The sequence below is a fragment of the Leisingera sp. ANG1 genome (assembly GCF_000203975.2).
Lineage (GTDB): Bacteria > Pseudomonadota > Alphaproteobacteria > Rhodobacterales > Rhodobacteraceae > Leisingera.
Genome location: NZ_AFCF02000016.1, coordinates 125,570 through 140,521, shown reverse-complemented (window position 1 = coordinate 140,521; position 14,952 = coordinate 125,570). Strand labels below are relative to the sequence as shown.

Annotated in this window: 13 protein-coding genes; 4 read left to right on the top strand and 9 right to left on the bottom strand. The window is 62.8% G+C overall.

The window, feature by feature from the left end; genetic code table 11:
• Positions 1–22: 22 nt before the first annotated feature.
• From GC1_RS21700 to GC1_RS21675, 6 genes are all read right to left on the bottom strand, one after another.
• A complete protein-coding gene (locus GC1_RS21700; RefSeq protein ID WP_019296993.1) occupies positions 23–1,222 on the bottom strand; it encodes an aromatic ring-hydroxylating oxygenase subunit alpha in 1,200 nt (399 codons plus the stop codon).
• Complete coding sequence (locus tag GC1_RS21695; protein ID WP_019296994.1) at positions 1,222–3,297, bottom strand: oxidoreductase; 2,076 nt, start codon at positions 3,295–3,297, stop codon at positions 1,222–1,224. The genes GC1_RS21700 and GC1_RS21695 overlap by 1 nt, the downstream gene beginning before the upstream one ends.
• A gap of 76 nt (positions 3,298–3,373) precedes the next feature.
• Complete coding sequence (locus tag GC1_RS21690) at positions 3,374–4,435, bottom strand: ABC transporter substrate-binding protein (RefSeq protein ID WP_019296995.1); 1,062 nt, start codon at positions 4,433–4,435, stop codon at positions 3,374–3,376.
• A 17-nt stretch (positions 4,436–4,452) separates the two neighbouring features.
• Positions 4,453–5,553 (bottom strand): ABC transporter ATP-binding protein, encoded by a 1,101-nt coding sequence (locus tag GC1_RS21685; protein WP_082008928.1) that lies wholly within the window; start codon positions 5,551–5,553, stop codon positions 4,453–4,455.
• 14 nt (positions 5,554–5,567) lie between these two features.
• Positions 5,568–6,383 (bottom strand): ABC transporter permease, encoded by an 816-nt coding sequence (locus GC1_RS21680; RefSeq protein ID WP_029204885.1) that lies wholly within the window; start codon positions 6,381–6,383, stop codon positions 5,568–5,570.
• A 32-nt stretch (positions 6,384–6,415) separates the two neighbouring features.
• A complete protein-coding gene (locus tag GC1_RS21675) occupies positions 6,416–7,279 on the bottom strand; it encodes an ABC transporter permease (RefSeq protein WP_019296998.1) in 864 nt (287 codons plus the stop codon).
• A gap of 239 nt (positions 7,280–7,518) precedes the next feature.
• On the opposite strand from GC1_RS21675, the gene GC1_RS21670 reads away from it, so the two are divergent.
• Positions 7,519–8,205, top strand: coding sequence for a TetR family transcriptional regulator C-terminal domain-containing protein (locus GC1_RS21670; RefSeq protein ID WP_019296999.1), 687 nt, complete (start codon positions 7,519–7,521; stop codon positions 8,203–8,205).
• Here the strand turns inward: GC1_RS21670 and GC1_RS21665 are convergent.
• Together GC1_RS21665 and speB are read right to left on the bottom strand one after the other, a co-directional pair.
• Entirely contained in the window at positions 8,194–9,279 is a 1,086-nt protein-coding gene (locus tag GC1_RS21665; RefSeq protein ID WP_019297000.1) for an extracellular solute-binding protein, read from the bottom strand. The genes GC1_RS21670 and GC1_RS21665 overlap by 12 nt on opposite strands.
• 25 nt (positions 9,280–9,304) lie before the next feature.
• Positions 9,305–10,276, bottom strand: a complete 972-nt coding sequence (speB, locus tag GC1_RS21660; RefSeq protein WP_019297001.1) for an agmatinase — start codon at positions 10,274–10,276, stop codon at positions 9,305–9,307.
• Between the two features lie 98 nt (positions 10,277–10,374).
• Between speB and GC1_RS21655 the strand changes: the two genes are divergently transcribed.
• The 3 genes from GC1_RS21655 (at position 10,375) to GC1_RS21645 (ending at position 13,839) form a co-directional block, all read left to right on the top strand.
• Entirely contained in the window at positions 10,375–11,172 is a 798-nt protein-coding gene (locus GC1_RS21655; RefSeq protein ID WP_019297002.1) for a helix-turn-helix transcriptional regulator, read from the top strand.
• Positions 11,173–11,363: 191 nt separating this feature from the next.
• Complete coding sequence (locus GC1_RS21650; RefSeq protein ID WP_019297003.1) at positions 11,364–12,137, top strand: inositol monophosphatase family protein; 774 nt, start codon at positions 11,364–11,366, stop codon at positions 12,135–12,137.
• A gap of 4 nt (positions 12,138–12,141) precedes the next feature.
• Positions 12,142–13,839: a Na/Pi cotransporter family protein gene (locus tag GC1_RS21645; RefSeq protein ID WP_039498884.1), complete on the top strand. Its 1,698-nt coding sequence runs from the start codon at positions 12,142–12,144 to the stop codon at positions 13,837–13,839.
• Positions 13,840–13,935: 96 nt separating this feature from the next.
• Here GC1_RS21645 and GC1_RS21640 read toward each other — a convergent pair whose 3' ends face one another.
• Positions 13,936–14,739 carry a helix-turn-helix transcriptional regulator gene (locus GC1_RS21640; RefSeq protein WP_019294588.1) on the bottom strand — a complete coding sequence of 268 codons (804 nt, stop codon included), beginning with the start codon at positions 14,737–14,739 and terminating at the stop codon, positions 13,936–13,938.
• Positions 14,740–14,952: the final 213 nt, after the last annotated feature.

Below are 14,952 nucleotides of genomic sequence, written 5' to 3'. Positions count from 1 at the left end.
TAGAGATTAGGGCCTTGATGGCTCAGATCATGTTGAAATAGCTGCGGTAAAAGCCGGGCAGGCTCCACTCCATCTCGGACAGCGGGCCGGGCGCGAAACGGTGCGAATTCACGCCCTCCTGATTGTGGCGGATGATCCGCTCATCATCGAGCGAGGTGACATGCCACAGCCAAGTAAGGACTTCCTTGTCATAATCGCGCCCTTCTTCGGCATCGCCGCGCACGTACCAGGCAATCTGAATGTCGGTTTCCTGCAACCCGCGGGGAACAAAGCGGTAGCCCACCAGATGGTCGGCATAGATCAGAAAGTAGTTCAGCGTGCCGATGGCCAGATCGGTGGCCCCGCCGTCATGGCCGCTGAGTGCCCCAAGCGGCGGCGCCAGCGGTTCGCCATCCTTGCTGCCGGTCTGGTAGCCGGGGAACAGCGGATAGCGGCGCCAATAGACGTCCGATCCCGGCGCCTGTGCATTGGGACCGGTCAGGTCCAGTTCCTCCACCGGCAGGCCGATGGAGGCGGAGCGTTCACGCAAATCCGCGCCGTATTTCTCCACGTCCGCCGGATCCTTCAGCGAGTGGCTGCGGGAATAGTCCTGATGCGAGGGGGCGCAGTGGTAGCATTCCAAGTAATTTTCCAGCGCCAGTTTCCAGTTGGCAGGCACCGGATAGGAGGCCTCATGCGCCAGTTTAAGGTTTTCCAGTCCCATCGGCGCCGACAGCGGTGCCAAACGGTCTAGGCTGTCCGCCAGTGGCGGCGGGTTTTCATCGGCGCAGATGAAGATCAGCCCCTGGAAAATCTGCACCTGCACCGGGAACAGCCCGTAATCCGAGGGGTCGAAATCCGGCCCCATGGCGCGGCCGCCGCGCAGTTTCCCGTCGAGGCCGAAGGTCCAGGCGTGATATGGGCAGGAGAACACCCGCGCGGTGCCCTGTTTTTCCAAACACACGCGAGAGCCGCGGTGGCGGCAGACATTCAGATGGGCGCGTACCTCGCCTTCGCGGTCGCGCACCACGATCACCGACTCCGGGCCGTAGTCGAACAGGAAGTAATTGCCGGGTTCCGGGACTTGGCTGACGTGGCCCACCCAGATCCAGTTGCGGTTCCAGAACATCTTGATGTCGTGGTCATAGACCGCTTCCGAGGTGTAGAAATGCCGGTCTAGCGCAAACCCCTCGCGGTGGTTTTCCATCAGCTCGCGCATCACTTGCAGGTCGTCTTTAGGCATCATGCGCCTCCCATGTCTTCGAGGGAAATCAGTTCGCGGCGGAACCAGTCGGCGTCTGCCGCCGCCGGGTCGCGTTCAAAGTTGCGGGCCGCCAGGTGGCCGGCAAAGACCGCATCGGCAATCAGACCGGGGGAGGCGGCATCGCCGAACAGCTCCAGTGTTGTGAAACTGTCCGCGTGGTTTGCTTTCAGCTCATCAAACAGCGCGGTGTCGCGCTGGCGGGAGGTGACCATCAGCAGGCTGGCGCAATCCACACGGCGGGTGCGGCTGGTGTAGACGCAGGACAGGTCTGCACCGGCAGCATCCGCTGATTGCAGGGAATGCAGCGGAATGATCTCTACGCCCGCTTCCAGCAGTTCCGCCTGCACCCGGTGCTGTTCCAGAGTCAGATCAGTGAAGGCCGAGGCGATGGCGCCAGGCGTCGCCAGCACCACCTTGCGGCCTGTCGCGGCCAGATGGCTGGCCAGCACCCCGCCGATGTAGCCCTGATCGTCGTCATACAGCAGCACCGGGCCATTGTCTGGCGGCAGGGTGCCTTCCATCACGTCGTCGGGGGTGAACACGGAGATGCCCTTGATCTCCAGGGGCAGCGGCGACGTGCGCCCGCGCCCGTCGCGGTGCCAGGTGCTGCCGGTGGCAAGGAAGACATTGGGGATGCCAAGTTCTGCAACATCAGCGGCGCCGAGTTTGCTGCCGGTGAACATCTGAACATTGCCGCGCTGCTGCAGGTCCCACAGGCGGTTGTCGGTAACCCGTTTCCAGGCGGACAAGCCTTTCAGCTTGCTTTCCTTCAGCACCCGCCCACCGAATTCCTCTGCCGCTTCTGCCAGTGTCACCTGATAGCCGCGCCTGGCGAGCTGCATGGCGCATTCCAGGCCAGCGGGGCCGGAGCCGACAACCAACGCGGCCTCTTCCTGCTGCTTAGGGGCGATCTGCTCGGGATGCCATTTGCGCCGCCATTCCTCGCCCATCGTGGGGTTCTGGGTGCAGCGGATCGGGACGCCCAGATTGTCGGCAGAGACACAGATATTGCAGCCAATGCATTCGCGGATTTCCTCGATCCGGCCTTCCTCGATCTTCTTGGGCAGGAAGGGGTCGGCGATCGAGGGGCGGGCGGCACCAATGAGGTCCAGCACGCCCTTGGAAACCAGCGAGGTCATCAAGTCAGGCGAGGTAAAGCGGCCAACGCCCACCACAGGTTTATTCGTCACCTGCTTCACGAAATCGGTGTAGGGAATCTGATAGCCATCCTCGGGCTGAAACCGGGTGGTCATACTGTCGTTGCTCCAGTCGGCAACGTTCACGTCCCAGAGGTCGGGCAGATCCGCCAGCATTTCCACCACCGCGCGGCCTTCCTCGCTGGCCTGCATGCCATCGGCGCCCATCATCTGGTCAACGGCAAAGCGGAAGGCGACAGCGCAGTGGCCATCCAGCACCTCGCGGGTGTCCTCCAGCAGTTCGCGGGTCAGGCGGACGCGGTTTTCGAGGCTGCCGCCGTATTCATCGCTGCGGGTGTTGTACTGGGGCAGCAGGAAGTGATGCGGCAGCGTCATCTGGTGGCCGGCGTAGACATAGACGATGTCAAAGCCTGCCTCCTTTGCGCGCAGCGCCGCTTCCCGGTGCCAGCGGCGCAGGTCGCGGATGTCCTGCTTGTCCATGGCGCGGGCCTGTTTCGGGTAGGCTAGGTCAATCGGCCGGTCCGTGACTCCCAGCGCCGGGGCGCGGGTCAGGTGGTTGGTGGCGTGGTGGCCGTTGTGGGCCAGCTGGATTGCCGCCAGCGCCCCCTTGGCGTGGACCTGTTCGGTCATCAGCCGCAGCGCAGGGATATCGTGCTTGTCCCACAGCCGGTGCTCTGCATATGGGCCAAGGTCCGAGGTCGGGTGGATCTCTGTCTCCTGGGTCGAGACCACGGACCAGCCGCCCTCGGCTTTCATCGCGCGTACCGCGGCCTCTGCCTGCGGGCGGACATGGCCCAGCCCGGTGCAATGCGGCACCTGGAAAAAGCGGTTGCGGGTCGTGACGGGGCCGATCTTCACCGGCTCGAACAGAATGGAATACCCATTTGCGCCTGGCATGCTGGCACATCCTTTTGTGTCTTGATTGTTTGGTTTTGGCGGGACGGCGGGCGTCAGCGCCCGCCGCTTGCGGGGATCAGAACCCGGCCTTTATGCGCTCGAATTCCTTCAGCATCCGGCCTTCCAGCTCCGGATTGACCGCATCAAAGAACAGGCTGCCCTCGAAGAACTTGTCGACATCGGCAAAGCCGTAGGTTTCGATCAGGCTCTGATCCGCGGATTTGAACGCCTCGGCATTGGCGTGGGCATAGCCCCAGTTCTCGATGATGTATTTGCCACTGGGCTCAGAACTCAGCGCGTTCAGCATGTCATAGACCTGCTCGTCGCTCTGGGTCGAGGCGTTCAGATGCACATAGCCGCAGACCCAGGTGGCGATGCCCTTGTCCACGTCGCGCATCATCCTGGCCGGCGTCTCGTTCCAGATCAGGTTCAGCTCCGACTGGTTCCAGCCCCATCCCATCAGAACCTCACCCGAGGCGATGGCCTGATCCAGCTGGCCCGCATCGGACCAGTAGAAGCGCACATTCGGGTGGATCTGGCGCAGGAAATCAGAGGCTTTCTGGAACTCCTCGTCCGACATGTCGGTATAGCTGGAGGCGCCGGTCGCCAGGGCCGCCATCGCATAGGCCGAGGATGCGGCGTCGGGGATGGCGATCTTGCCCTGATAGGCGGGGTCGGCCATCAGCTGCAGGGAGACCGCGCTTTCGTCGATCTGATCGGTGCGGTAGATCAGCCCGGTGTTGCCCCATTCAAACGGCACCATATAGGTCTGGCCGTCGATAGTGACGCCGTCCACATCCTTGATCTGCGGCAGCAGGCTGTCCCAGTTGCTGATTTTCGAGGTGTCGATGGGCTTCAGCAGCCCCGCTGCCACCCATTTGCGCAGCCCGTCGGTGCAGGGGTGGGCGAGATCGGCCGCAAATCCCGATTGCAGCTTGGTGAAGGCCTCCTCGACGCTGCCGAAATAGGTGTAGCTGGGGGCGCCGCCGTATTTGGCGACGTAATCGCCGTAGAACCCCTGATCCTCGTAGCCGGACCAGTCAAAGACCGACAGGCTGGCGGCGTCGGCGGATGCGATGCCCGCTGAGGCGGTCAAAGCCGTGGCCGCGGCCAGTGCCGTTTTGAAGTGTTTCATCATTCTTCCTCCCTTTATTCTCATGCTTCGCGGGCGCCGAGATCGATGACGGAGGCGTTCTGCACCCCCAGCCAGACCGGATCGCCCTGCTTGTGATCAACCGTGTGGAAGTAGTTCGGCACCGATACCGCGATGGGCTGCGGCAGGCCGTCGGCGGTGACGTGGTAGTGCACGTTCTCGCCGTAGAAGGCGGCATTGGTGACGGTGCCCTGCAGATAGCCGTCGTAGCCGTCCGGCTTTTGCGCCGAGATTTCCAGCTGTTCCGGGCGGATGCCTGCCAGCAGCTGCGGCCCGCGCCGCGCCACGTTGGGGTTCACGTCGATGGACAGCGGGCCGAAGCCCCGCACATCGGCGTGCAGTTTGCCATTGACCTCTCCGGTGACAGCCGCATCCAGGAAGTTCATGCCGCCGATAAAGGCCGCAACCTCCTGGCTGCAGGGGCGGGCATAAAGCACTTCAGGCTTGTCGACCTGCTTGAGCTGGCCCTTGAACATTACGCCGATGCGGTCGGACATGGTCATCGCCTCGTACTGGTCGTGGGTGACCATGACAAAGGTGATGCCCAGTTTCTGCTGCAGGCGCCGCATTTCGAACTGCATCGCCTCGCGCAGGTTCTTGTCGAGCGCCGACAGCGGCTCGTCCAGCAGCAAAACCTTGGGCCGCATCACCAGTGCGCGGGCCAAGGCCACCCGCTGGCGCTGGCCGCCGGACAGCTCCGTCGCCTTGCGCGATTGCAACCCGCCCAGCTCCACCATTTCCAGCGCCTCGGCGACGCGTTCTTCGGTCTCTGCTTTGCCCAGCTTCAGCTTGCGCAGGCCAAAGGCGACGTTATCGCCGACGTTCAGATGCGGGAAGATCGCATAGGACTGGAACACCATGTTGGTGGGCCGTTTGTTGGCCGGGATATGGGCCATGTCCTGGCCGCCGATGCGGATGGTGCCGGCGTCGTGGTCCTGGAAGCCCGCGATCATCCTGAGCGCGGTGGTCTTGCCGCAGCCGGAGGGTCCGAGCAGGGAAAAGAACTCGCCCTCCTTAAGCGTCAGGTTCAGGTCGCGCACTGCGGTGAACGTGCCGAACCGTTTCTCTACCCCGGAGATTTCGATGATGTTCTGAGTGGTCATCTGCGTATCCTTCATCAGGCGGACTTGGCGGAGCGGCGGCGGAAGTATTCGGCGGTCAGCAACAGCAGCACCGAGGCAAGCAGAAGCAGCGAGCCAAGTGCCAGCGTGTTTGGCAGCTTGGCCGGGAAGCGGATCTGGCTCCAGATATAGACCGGCAGGGTGGGCTGGTTGCCGGACAGGAAGAAGGCCAGCACAAACTCGTCAAACGAAACGGTGAAGGTGACCAGCAGGCTGGCAACAATCCCCGGCGCCACGATCGGCAGGGTCACCCGGCGGAAGGTGCCGATGACGCTCTCGCCAAGGTCAAAGGCGGCTTCCTCCAGCGACTGGTCAAAGTCGTCGAAAGCCGATTTCATGATCGAGACAGCAAAGGGCAGCGCTACAAACACATGGCCCAGGATCACCGTCGTCAGCGACGGCTTCAGCCCCAGCGAGATGAACAGCACCAGCATCGAGGACGCCACGATGATGCCCGGAATGACCAAGGGCAGCATCACCAGACCCTCCGACAGCTCACGCCCCTTGAAGCGGTAGCGGACAAAGGCGCGGGCCGCGAACAGTCCCAGCGAGGTGGCCACCAGCGCGGTCACCGCGCCGACAATCAGCGAGTTCACCATGGCCTGCAAGAGCGTGTCCTGCTCGCCCAGCTGGGCGTACCATTTCAGGGTGAAGCCCTTCATCGGGAAGGCCACGATGGTGCCGTCATTGAAGGAGAACAGCGGCAGCAGCAGCACCGGCAGATACAGGAAAATCAGGTAGCCGATGGCATAGGCCAGCAGCCAGGGGAAGCGGAGGGGTCTGCGCCGGGACTTGCTGGCAGCAGCGCTCAACGGCTTGTTCAGGGGTTCGCTTACCGGAGTGCTCAACGGATCCTCCTCCCCATGGCGGTGGCCAGGATGACAAACAGGATGGCGACAAAACCGACCGAGGCCATTGCCACCAGCGACAGCGTCGCGCCAAGCGGCCAGTTGTTGGCTGGGCCGAACTGCACCTGGATCAGGTTCGCCACCATCTTACCCTGCGAGCCGCCGACCAAAGACGGGGTGACGTAGTCGCCCACGGTCGGGATGAAGATAATCAGGCTGGCGGCGATGATGCCAGGCACCGTCAGGGGCAGGGTGACGCGGATGAACCGCTCCAGCTTGGTGAGGCCCAGGTCGGTGGCCGCCTCCAGCAGCGAGCGGTCGATCTTCTGCAGCGAGACATAAATCGGCAGGATCGCAAAAGGGGCCCAGGCATGCGCCAGAGTCAGCACCACGGCGAATTCATTGTACAGAAGGAAGGTCAGCGGCTCTGTGATCACCCCCATCGAGATCAGCGCCGAATTCATCACCCCGTTGAAGCCCAGGATCAGCTTCCAGCTGAACACCCGCAGCAAGTAGCTGGACCAGAAGGGGATGGTGATCAACAGCAGCCACAGGGTTTTCTTCTGGGTGCGGAAGGCGATGAAATAGGCAATCGGATAGGCCAGCGCCACCGTCGCCATGGTCACCGCCCCGGCAATCAGGATCGAGCGCAGCATCAGATGCCGCACCAGCGGATCGGTGGCGGCCTCCAGGTAGTTGGCCCAGGTCAGCGTCTTGTCGATCTCGACATAGGTCTGGGTCCAGAAGCTGTAGGCCACCAGGATCCCCAGCGGCGCAGCCACCAGAAGCCCCACATAAAGCGACGCCGGGGCGCTGAGCGCCAGGCCTTTTCCAGCCTCGGTTCTGAGAAATCCAGCCATGTCTCTCCGTTGCTTGCAGGGGTTGCGGCGGGGTGCTGCCATTAAAAATGGACAATCGTCCATCAAAATCTGACGGCTGGAAGGGTGTCCTGTCAACAGGATTTTGTAAAAAATGTACAAACGTCCATTTTTACTGGAGAAACCGTTTGGCCTGTGTCTAAACTGGACAGGCGGCACCGCTTGCCGCACAGGATTGAACCGCGTTACAGCAGTGGAAACGACCAGGACCCAAGGGAAAGATGGCCGGAAAACGGGAACAGAATCGCGAGCAGAACCGCCTCGCCCTGATAGGCGCGGTGCTGGATTCGGTGGCGGAAAAGGGGATTTCCGAAACCTCTGTCAGCGAAATCATCCAGCGCGCCGGCCTGTCGCGCGGCATGATCCACCTGCATTTCGGCGGCAAGGACAACCTGGTTCAGGCCGCGGCGCATCATTCCTCGGAAGAATATTACGACGGGCTGGAGGCGCTGCTGCAGACCGCTGGCGACAGCCCGCAGGAGCGGATCGAGATGATCGTGCGCGGCGACCTCAGCGAGCGGGTGCTGAACCGGCGCAACGTCAACATCTGGTACGCTTTCCGCGGTGAATCCCGCAACCGCACCGCCATTGCCGAGCATTCGGACACCCGTGACGGACGCCTGCGCGGCATGATCCACAACGCCTTTTCCCGGATTGTGCGCGAAGCTGAAACACCGGATGCCTCCGGTGCGGCGCGCGATGCCACCCATGGCACCCTGGCACTGCTCGAGGGCATGTGGACCGACTTCCTGCTACACCCTGACCGGTTCGACCGAGGGGAGGCCGCGCGGATCATATTCCGCTTTCTGGCCGCGATGTTCCCGGCGCATTTCTCGCTTGAAGGGGCGGTCCAGCCCCAGCAGAAGAAGGGGGCCGCACCCGCAGCCCCCGCGGTGTCAGATCCCTGACTTCACCTTGGTCCAGGCCCGGGTGCGCTGGCGCAACGCTTTGGCGCCCAGGCTCTTGTCCGGGAACAGGCGGGCGAGGGTGGCAGCATCCGGGTAGACCCCCGGATCGGACAGCACCTCCGTCAGCACATGGGCGTCCGCCGCCGCATTTGCATTGGCAAAGAACACGGCATTGGAAACCCCGGCAATCACCTCGGGCTGCAGCATGTAGTCGATAAAGGCATAAGCCGCGTCCAAATTGGGCGCATCTTCCGGGATCGCCATCAGGTCGATCCACATCAGGGTGCCCTCCTTCGGGATCGAATAAAGCACTTCGACGCCATTCCCCGCCTCCGCCGCGCGGGCCTGGGCGATGCCTGCGTCACCGGAATACATCACCGCCAGGCAGACATTGCCAGCGGGCAGGTCGGTGGAAGGTTTCTGATTGTTGAAATAGCTGACGTTTTCCGCTGCAGCGGCCAGCAGCTCCTGCGCCCTAGCGATGTCCGCCTTGTCCTCGGAATAGGGGTCGGCGCCAAGGTAATTCAGGGCCACCGACAGCATCTCCACCGGCGAATCCAGCACTCCGATGCCGCAGTCCTGCAGCCTGGCAGCATTGGCCGGGTCGAACAGCAGGTCCCAGCTGTCGACAGGGATGTCCCCCAGCCGCTCCACCACCAGCGCCGGGTTGTAGGCGATGCCGATGGTCCCCCAGGTATAGGGCACGCCCAGCTGCCGCCCGCCCGGCACCTGGTCAAGCGAAGCCAGGATTTCAGGGCGCAGGTTGCCGTAGTTTTTCAGCCGCGCGGTGTCGACCGGATGCAGTGCTCCCGCCTGCAGCTGCCGTTCGGCGTTGGAGGCGGCGGGAAACACCACGTCGTAACCCGAGCCGCCCGCCAGCATCTTGGTTTCCAGCACTTCGTTGCTGTCGAAGTAATCCAGCGTGACCCTGGTTCCGGTTGCCTCCTCGTAACCGGAAATGGTGGTTTCGCCGAAATAGTCCGCCCAATTGTAGATCGCCAGATCGCCGGCAGAGGCTGGCGCCGCCAGGGCGGCGGCCAGCAAGGTTGCAGTCATGGTATTGTTATTGATCATTATTTCCTCCCTGTTGTGCGCCGCCTCAGCGCTGGCCGGAAGGTCCGGCTGCGTAGAGGCAGAGCAGATCGTTGGCGATTGTGGCTGCCGCGATGGCGGTGATTTCAGAGATGTCATAGGCCGGGGCGACCTCGACCACGTCCATGCCCACCACGTCGGTGCCCGCCAGCCCGCGGATGATCTCCTGCGCCTGATAGGGCGACAGGCCGCCAATCACAGGCGTGCCGGTGCCGGGGGCAGAGGCAGGTTCCAGCGCGTCGATGTCAAAGGTTACATAGGTCTTGTGGTTGCCGACGATGCCACGGATCTTTTCCGCCACCGCTTCAGGCCCAGTCTTCTGCACCTCGATGGCGTCGATGATGTTCATGCCCAGCGGATCCGGGTTGTGGGTCCGGATGCCGACCTGAACAGACCGGGAAGGGTCCACCAGCCCCTCGCGGATCGCGTGCCACAGCATGGTGCCATGGTCGATGCGGCCTTCCTCATCCGCCCAAGTGTCGGAATGGGCATCGAACTGGATCAGGCTCAGCGGCCCATGCTTTTCCACATGCGCCTGCAGCAGCGGATAGGTGATGAAATGGTCGCCGCCGATCGACAAGAGCGCCGTATCGGTTTCGAGAATATCCCTTGCCGCCTGGGCAATTTCACCTGGGACCTTGTGCGGATAGCCATAGTCAAACTCGCAGTCGCCGTAATCGACCACCCGCAGCGCCTCATAAGGGTCAACCTTCCACGGCCAGGGTGCCGACCAGGCGATATGACTGGAGCCTGAGCGCACCGCCCGCGGCCCCAGCCGGGTGCCGGACCGGCTGGACACCGACAAGTCGAAGGGCACCCCCATCACCGCGACATCGGCGCTGCTGAGGTCACGCGAATAACGCCGCCGCATGAAGCTGAGCGCGCCGGCATAGCTGGCCTCGGCCACCACGCCGCGGTCGCTCTCGCGGGTAAAGGCCAGATCGCCCTGCACGGGGTTCACGCTGGAGGAATCGGTCATGTGGGTCTCCGTCATGTTGAAAATTCATTTGGACCCAGTTTGACTTTCGCGATTATGTCCGCAAACTTGGCCAAAGATATATATCTTTGGGTATAGGCATGAGTGGCACTACCTTCCCGCCGCTGCCCGCTGGCTGGGCCAAGGCGATGACGGCGCTGGCGGAATCCATCGCAACGGAGCGCTTTCCCGGCGCGCTGCGGCAGATCCTGTCGCAATGCTGCAGCTTTGATTCGATGGTCATCTCGCATTACGCGGGCGCGCAGCCGCCGGTGCCGCTGTATCAGGATCTAGATGAGCTGCAGGCAGCGATCACGGTGGAGTTCTACGCCAGTGGCCCCTATCTGCTGGACCCGCTTTACCAGGCCTGCCGCAATGGCTGCACCCCGGGCGCTTACCGGCTAATGGACCTGGCGCCAGAGGCATTCTACCGCTCCGAATACTACCGTGCCTTCTACCGCAAGATCAGCATCAGCGATGAAATCGGCATCCTGGTGCAGGACGGGAAAGAGCGCTGGTTCATCGTCTCCCTGGCCCGGTTTGCCCGCCAGCAGAGATTTGAGGCAGCAGACACGGAACGGCTGAATGCAGTTTTCACGCTGATTGCTGCAGCCATCCGGCGCCAGTGGGGTCAAAGCGAAGACACCACCGCGGCCCATCAGCCTGCGGATTGGGAGGACCGGATGCAGACCTTCGGCACCGGTGTGCTCAGCCCGCGTGAGCGGGAGGTCGTGCAGCTGATCCTGCAGGGCCATTCAACCCCCTCCGCCGCCGCCTATCTCGGCATTGCCGAAGGCACAGTGAAGGTCCACCGCCACCACGCCTATTCCAAACTGGGCATCGCTTCGCAGGCGGAGCTGTTTTCGATGGCCACAAGGCATCTGGCGGGTGCCGGGTAGCCCGATCCAGGCTCATCAAACCCGCAAAATCCCAAAAGCTGCGCAGAAAACGCACTTTCTCGGTGCGAAACTTTGGTTTTTCGGTCATTTTTTGGGATATTATGTTGACGAAACCCACATTTTTACAAATTCTGGCGGTGAATCCGGTCGCAGAGCCAACGTCTCCGGCCTCAGGAAGGAAAGCCGCAACGATGCTCACCACAGAAACCCATGCTGACCACGCCATGAGGATCGCTGGGATCGCCGCGGAGGCCGCGCGCGGCTACTTCCGCGGCCGCCTGGGGATTGAGTTCAAGGCAGATGAAAGCCCTGTCACCCAAGCCGACAAGGCGGTCGAGAGCGAGGTACGCGCCTATCTGGAGCAGCACTTCCCGGACCACGGCATCTTTGGCGAGGAGCACGGCTTTGCAGGCTCGGATCGCTCGGAGGTCTGGATCATCGACCCGATCGACGGCACCCGCTCGTTCCTGTCGGGGCATCCGCTGTTCGGTTTCCTGCTGGGTTTCCTGCAGGGCGGCGTGCCGCAGCTAGGGGTGATCGGCATGCCAGCGCTGGGAGAAACCTATCTCGGGGTGCGCGGCCAGGGTGCCACCTTGAACGGGCAGTCCATCCATGTGTCGGAACAGACCCGGCTGGACCAAGCGGTCCTCTATGTGAATGAAGGCGACAAGATCCACCGCGATCATCCAGAGCTGTTCAACCGGCTGATGCAGGCGGGCCAGACCCGGCGTTTCGCCTATGACTGCTACCCGCATGCACTGCTGGCGGCCGGGCATGTGGATGCGGTGATCGACTATGACCTTCAGCCTTATGACTATCTGCCCGTATCGGCAGTGGTCGAGGCCGCGGGAGGGATGATCACCGATTGGAACGGCCAGCCGCTGGATCTGGCATCTGATGGCAGGGTGGTTGCGGCAGCTACGCCTGCGCTGCACGCCGAGATGCTGGCGCTGATCAAAGGATAACCATATGGCAATACTGACTTTTCTGATCAGCCTTGCGGGTGCGACGATGCTGCTGCTTTATGCGGTTCGGATGGTGCGGACCGGGATTGAGCGCAGCTACGGTGCCTCGTTCCAGCGGCTGCTGACTGGGCGCCAAAGCCATTTGCAGGCGGGGCTGATGGGGCTGATCCTGGCGATTGTGCTGCAAAGCTCGGCCGCGGTGGCGCTCTTGACCTCCGGCTTTGCCGCCAGCGGCTATCTCGCCTTCCCCGCCGGGCTGGCGATTGTGCTGGGCGGCGATCTCGGCTCGGCGCTGATCATCCAGATCCTGTCGTTCAAGCTCGACTGGCTGGTGCCGGTGCTTTTGGCGGTCGGCGGCTACCTGTTCGTCAAGACCGAGGCCAAGAAGGCGCGCCAGCTGGGGCGGATCCTGATGGGTGTCGCCTTCATCCTGATTTCGCTGCGCTTTCTGCGCGAGGCAATGGACCCGATCCGCGACAGCGCCTTTCTGCCTGCGGTGGCGGGCTATCTGGCGCGCGACTATATCACCGCCTTCCTGGTTGGTGGCGCACTGGCCTTTGTGATGCATTCCTCCGTCGCGGCGATCCTGATGTGCGTCACCCTGGTGCAGATCGGCGCCATCCCCTTTGCCGCCGGGCTGTCGCTGGTGCTGGGGGCCAATTTCGGCTCTGCCTTCATTCCGGTCTGGCTCAGCCGCGGCATGGCGCTGAAGGCGCGGCGCATTCCCTATGCCAACCTGGCCTTGCGCGGCACCTGGGCGGTGATTTGCCTGTTCGGCGCCAATCTGGCGCTGCGCCAGGGCTGGCTGGGTGACCCGCAGGGCGGCCAGATGCTGGTCAATGCGCATCTCGCCTTCAACGCATCGCTCTTGCTGCTGGCGCTGCCGGTCTGCACCCCGCTGGAGGGGCTGTTCATGCGCAGTTTTCCCGAGCCCGCACAGGCCGGAACCGCAGCGCCGGGGCGGGCGGCCAGCGCGCTGGAGCAGGGCAGCTACGGCTCTCCGGCCCAGGCGGTGGCCAACCTCAAGCGCGAATTGCTGCGGATGGCCGATCAGGTCGGCGCCATGTTCCGCCCGGTGCTGGAGCTGTATCAGGGCGGCAGCAAGGAGCAGATCAGGGCGGTGCAGCGGATGGATGATGAGGTCAACGCCTGCCTCTCCGGCATCCGCCGCTATGTGGCCGCAATCCCGGAAGAGGCGTTCAGCAAGGCGGAGCTGAAGACCGCCCGCAGCCTGATGGAATACGCCATCCGGCTGGAGACCGCGGGCGACGTGGTGGCGCGGCGCCTGACGGTGCTGGCAGGCGAAATGAACAAGAAGGGCCTCAGCTTTTCAAAGGACGGCTGGCTGGAAATCACCCGCATGCATGAGGCGATCCAGGCCAATCTGCAGCTGGCCTCCAATGTGCTGATCTCCGACGATCTGGAAAGCGCCCGGCTCTTGAGCCTGGAGAAGACCGAGCTGAAACGGATGGAGCATGACAGCCGCAAGCGCCACCTGAGCCGATTGCAAAACGGCGGGCGGGAGAGTTTCGAGACCTCCGACATCCACCTGGAGACGCTGCGGGCCCTGCGCGAGTTCAACAGCCACATCGCCGCCGTCGCCACCCCCGTGCTCTACCGCAACGGACAGCTGCTGGAGACACGCCTGATCGAGGAAATGCCTGAGCAGGATGAGGACGCCCTGGAAGAGACAAACCGCTGAAATGACCCGGGCCAAATTCCCTGGCCAAGGAATTTGCCAAAACTTTTACATAAAAGTTTTGCCCGGCCCGCAGGGGCGTTTGCGGGGCAGAACTGCTCAGAGCAGCACGCTGCCGGACATCTCCGGGTAATCCTCCTTGTCCGGTGTCGCCAGATAGTTCCGCACTGTCGGGTCTATCCGGGTGCTCCGCACCGGATAGACGCCGCAGGCGGCAATCGCCTCGCGTGCCGAGACCCGTTCATCCAGCCGTTTCCAGATTGCCTTGGCCGCATAGGGCCGCGGGAAGGGGCGCCAGGCCAACCCCATTGTCATGCCGCGCAAGTATTTCAGCTGCTGCCGGTGGGCGGAAAACAGGATGGTCTGTGCCACGCTGCCTTCATGGGCGCGCTCATGCTCGGTGATGAACAGCCGGTTTCCACGCTGGGTCACCATGCCTTCGTAGCGCGAGATTTGCCGGATGCTCTGCTCCGGATCATGAGCGATTTCCAGGTTGCGCGACAGGATAAACCCATCCTTTTCGTAGAAACGGGTCAGGGAGCAGAAGATCCCCTCACCCCAGGAGGGCGTCCGGAAATAGGCATGATAAAAGCCCAGATAGCGCTTCAGATTGCGCTGCTGGCCGCGGAACGGCTCCAGGAAACTGTCGCTTGGACCCGGCGGTGACGAGCGCGCTGCATCGCTGAGCTGTGCCTCGAACTCCGCTTGCGGAGCAAACAGCCGCGCTTCCGGAATGTCGAAATAACGGGCAATCCGGCGCAAGTTGTGAGCCGCGGGCAGGCTGGAGCCGTTTAGGTAGCGGTTGAACTGCTGACGGTTGATTCCAACCTCGCGGCAGATCTGGGCAATGCTGCCGTGTTCGGCGCAGAGCGAACGCAGGTTTTCTGAAAAATTTTCGGACACCGCCCATTTCCCTTCGCAAAGTGACGCGGCTGTGATGCAAACCGCGCTGCTTCGCGCATGTTTGCACAATTCCACGTTCCGCGAAACAGGCGTCTTCTGGTGCCAAGCCGTCTGAGCCAGGGGAACCAGAATACCAGCAAAAAGGCCCGCCGGGGGCTGCCCCCGAGAGGTGCTTGCAGGCGGAGGAGCTCAGGCGGAGCTGATCTGATCCAA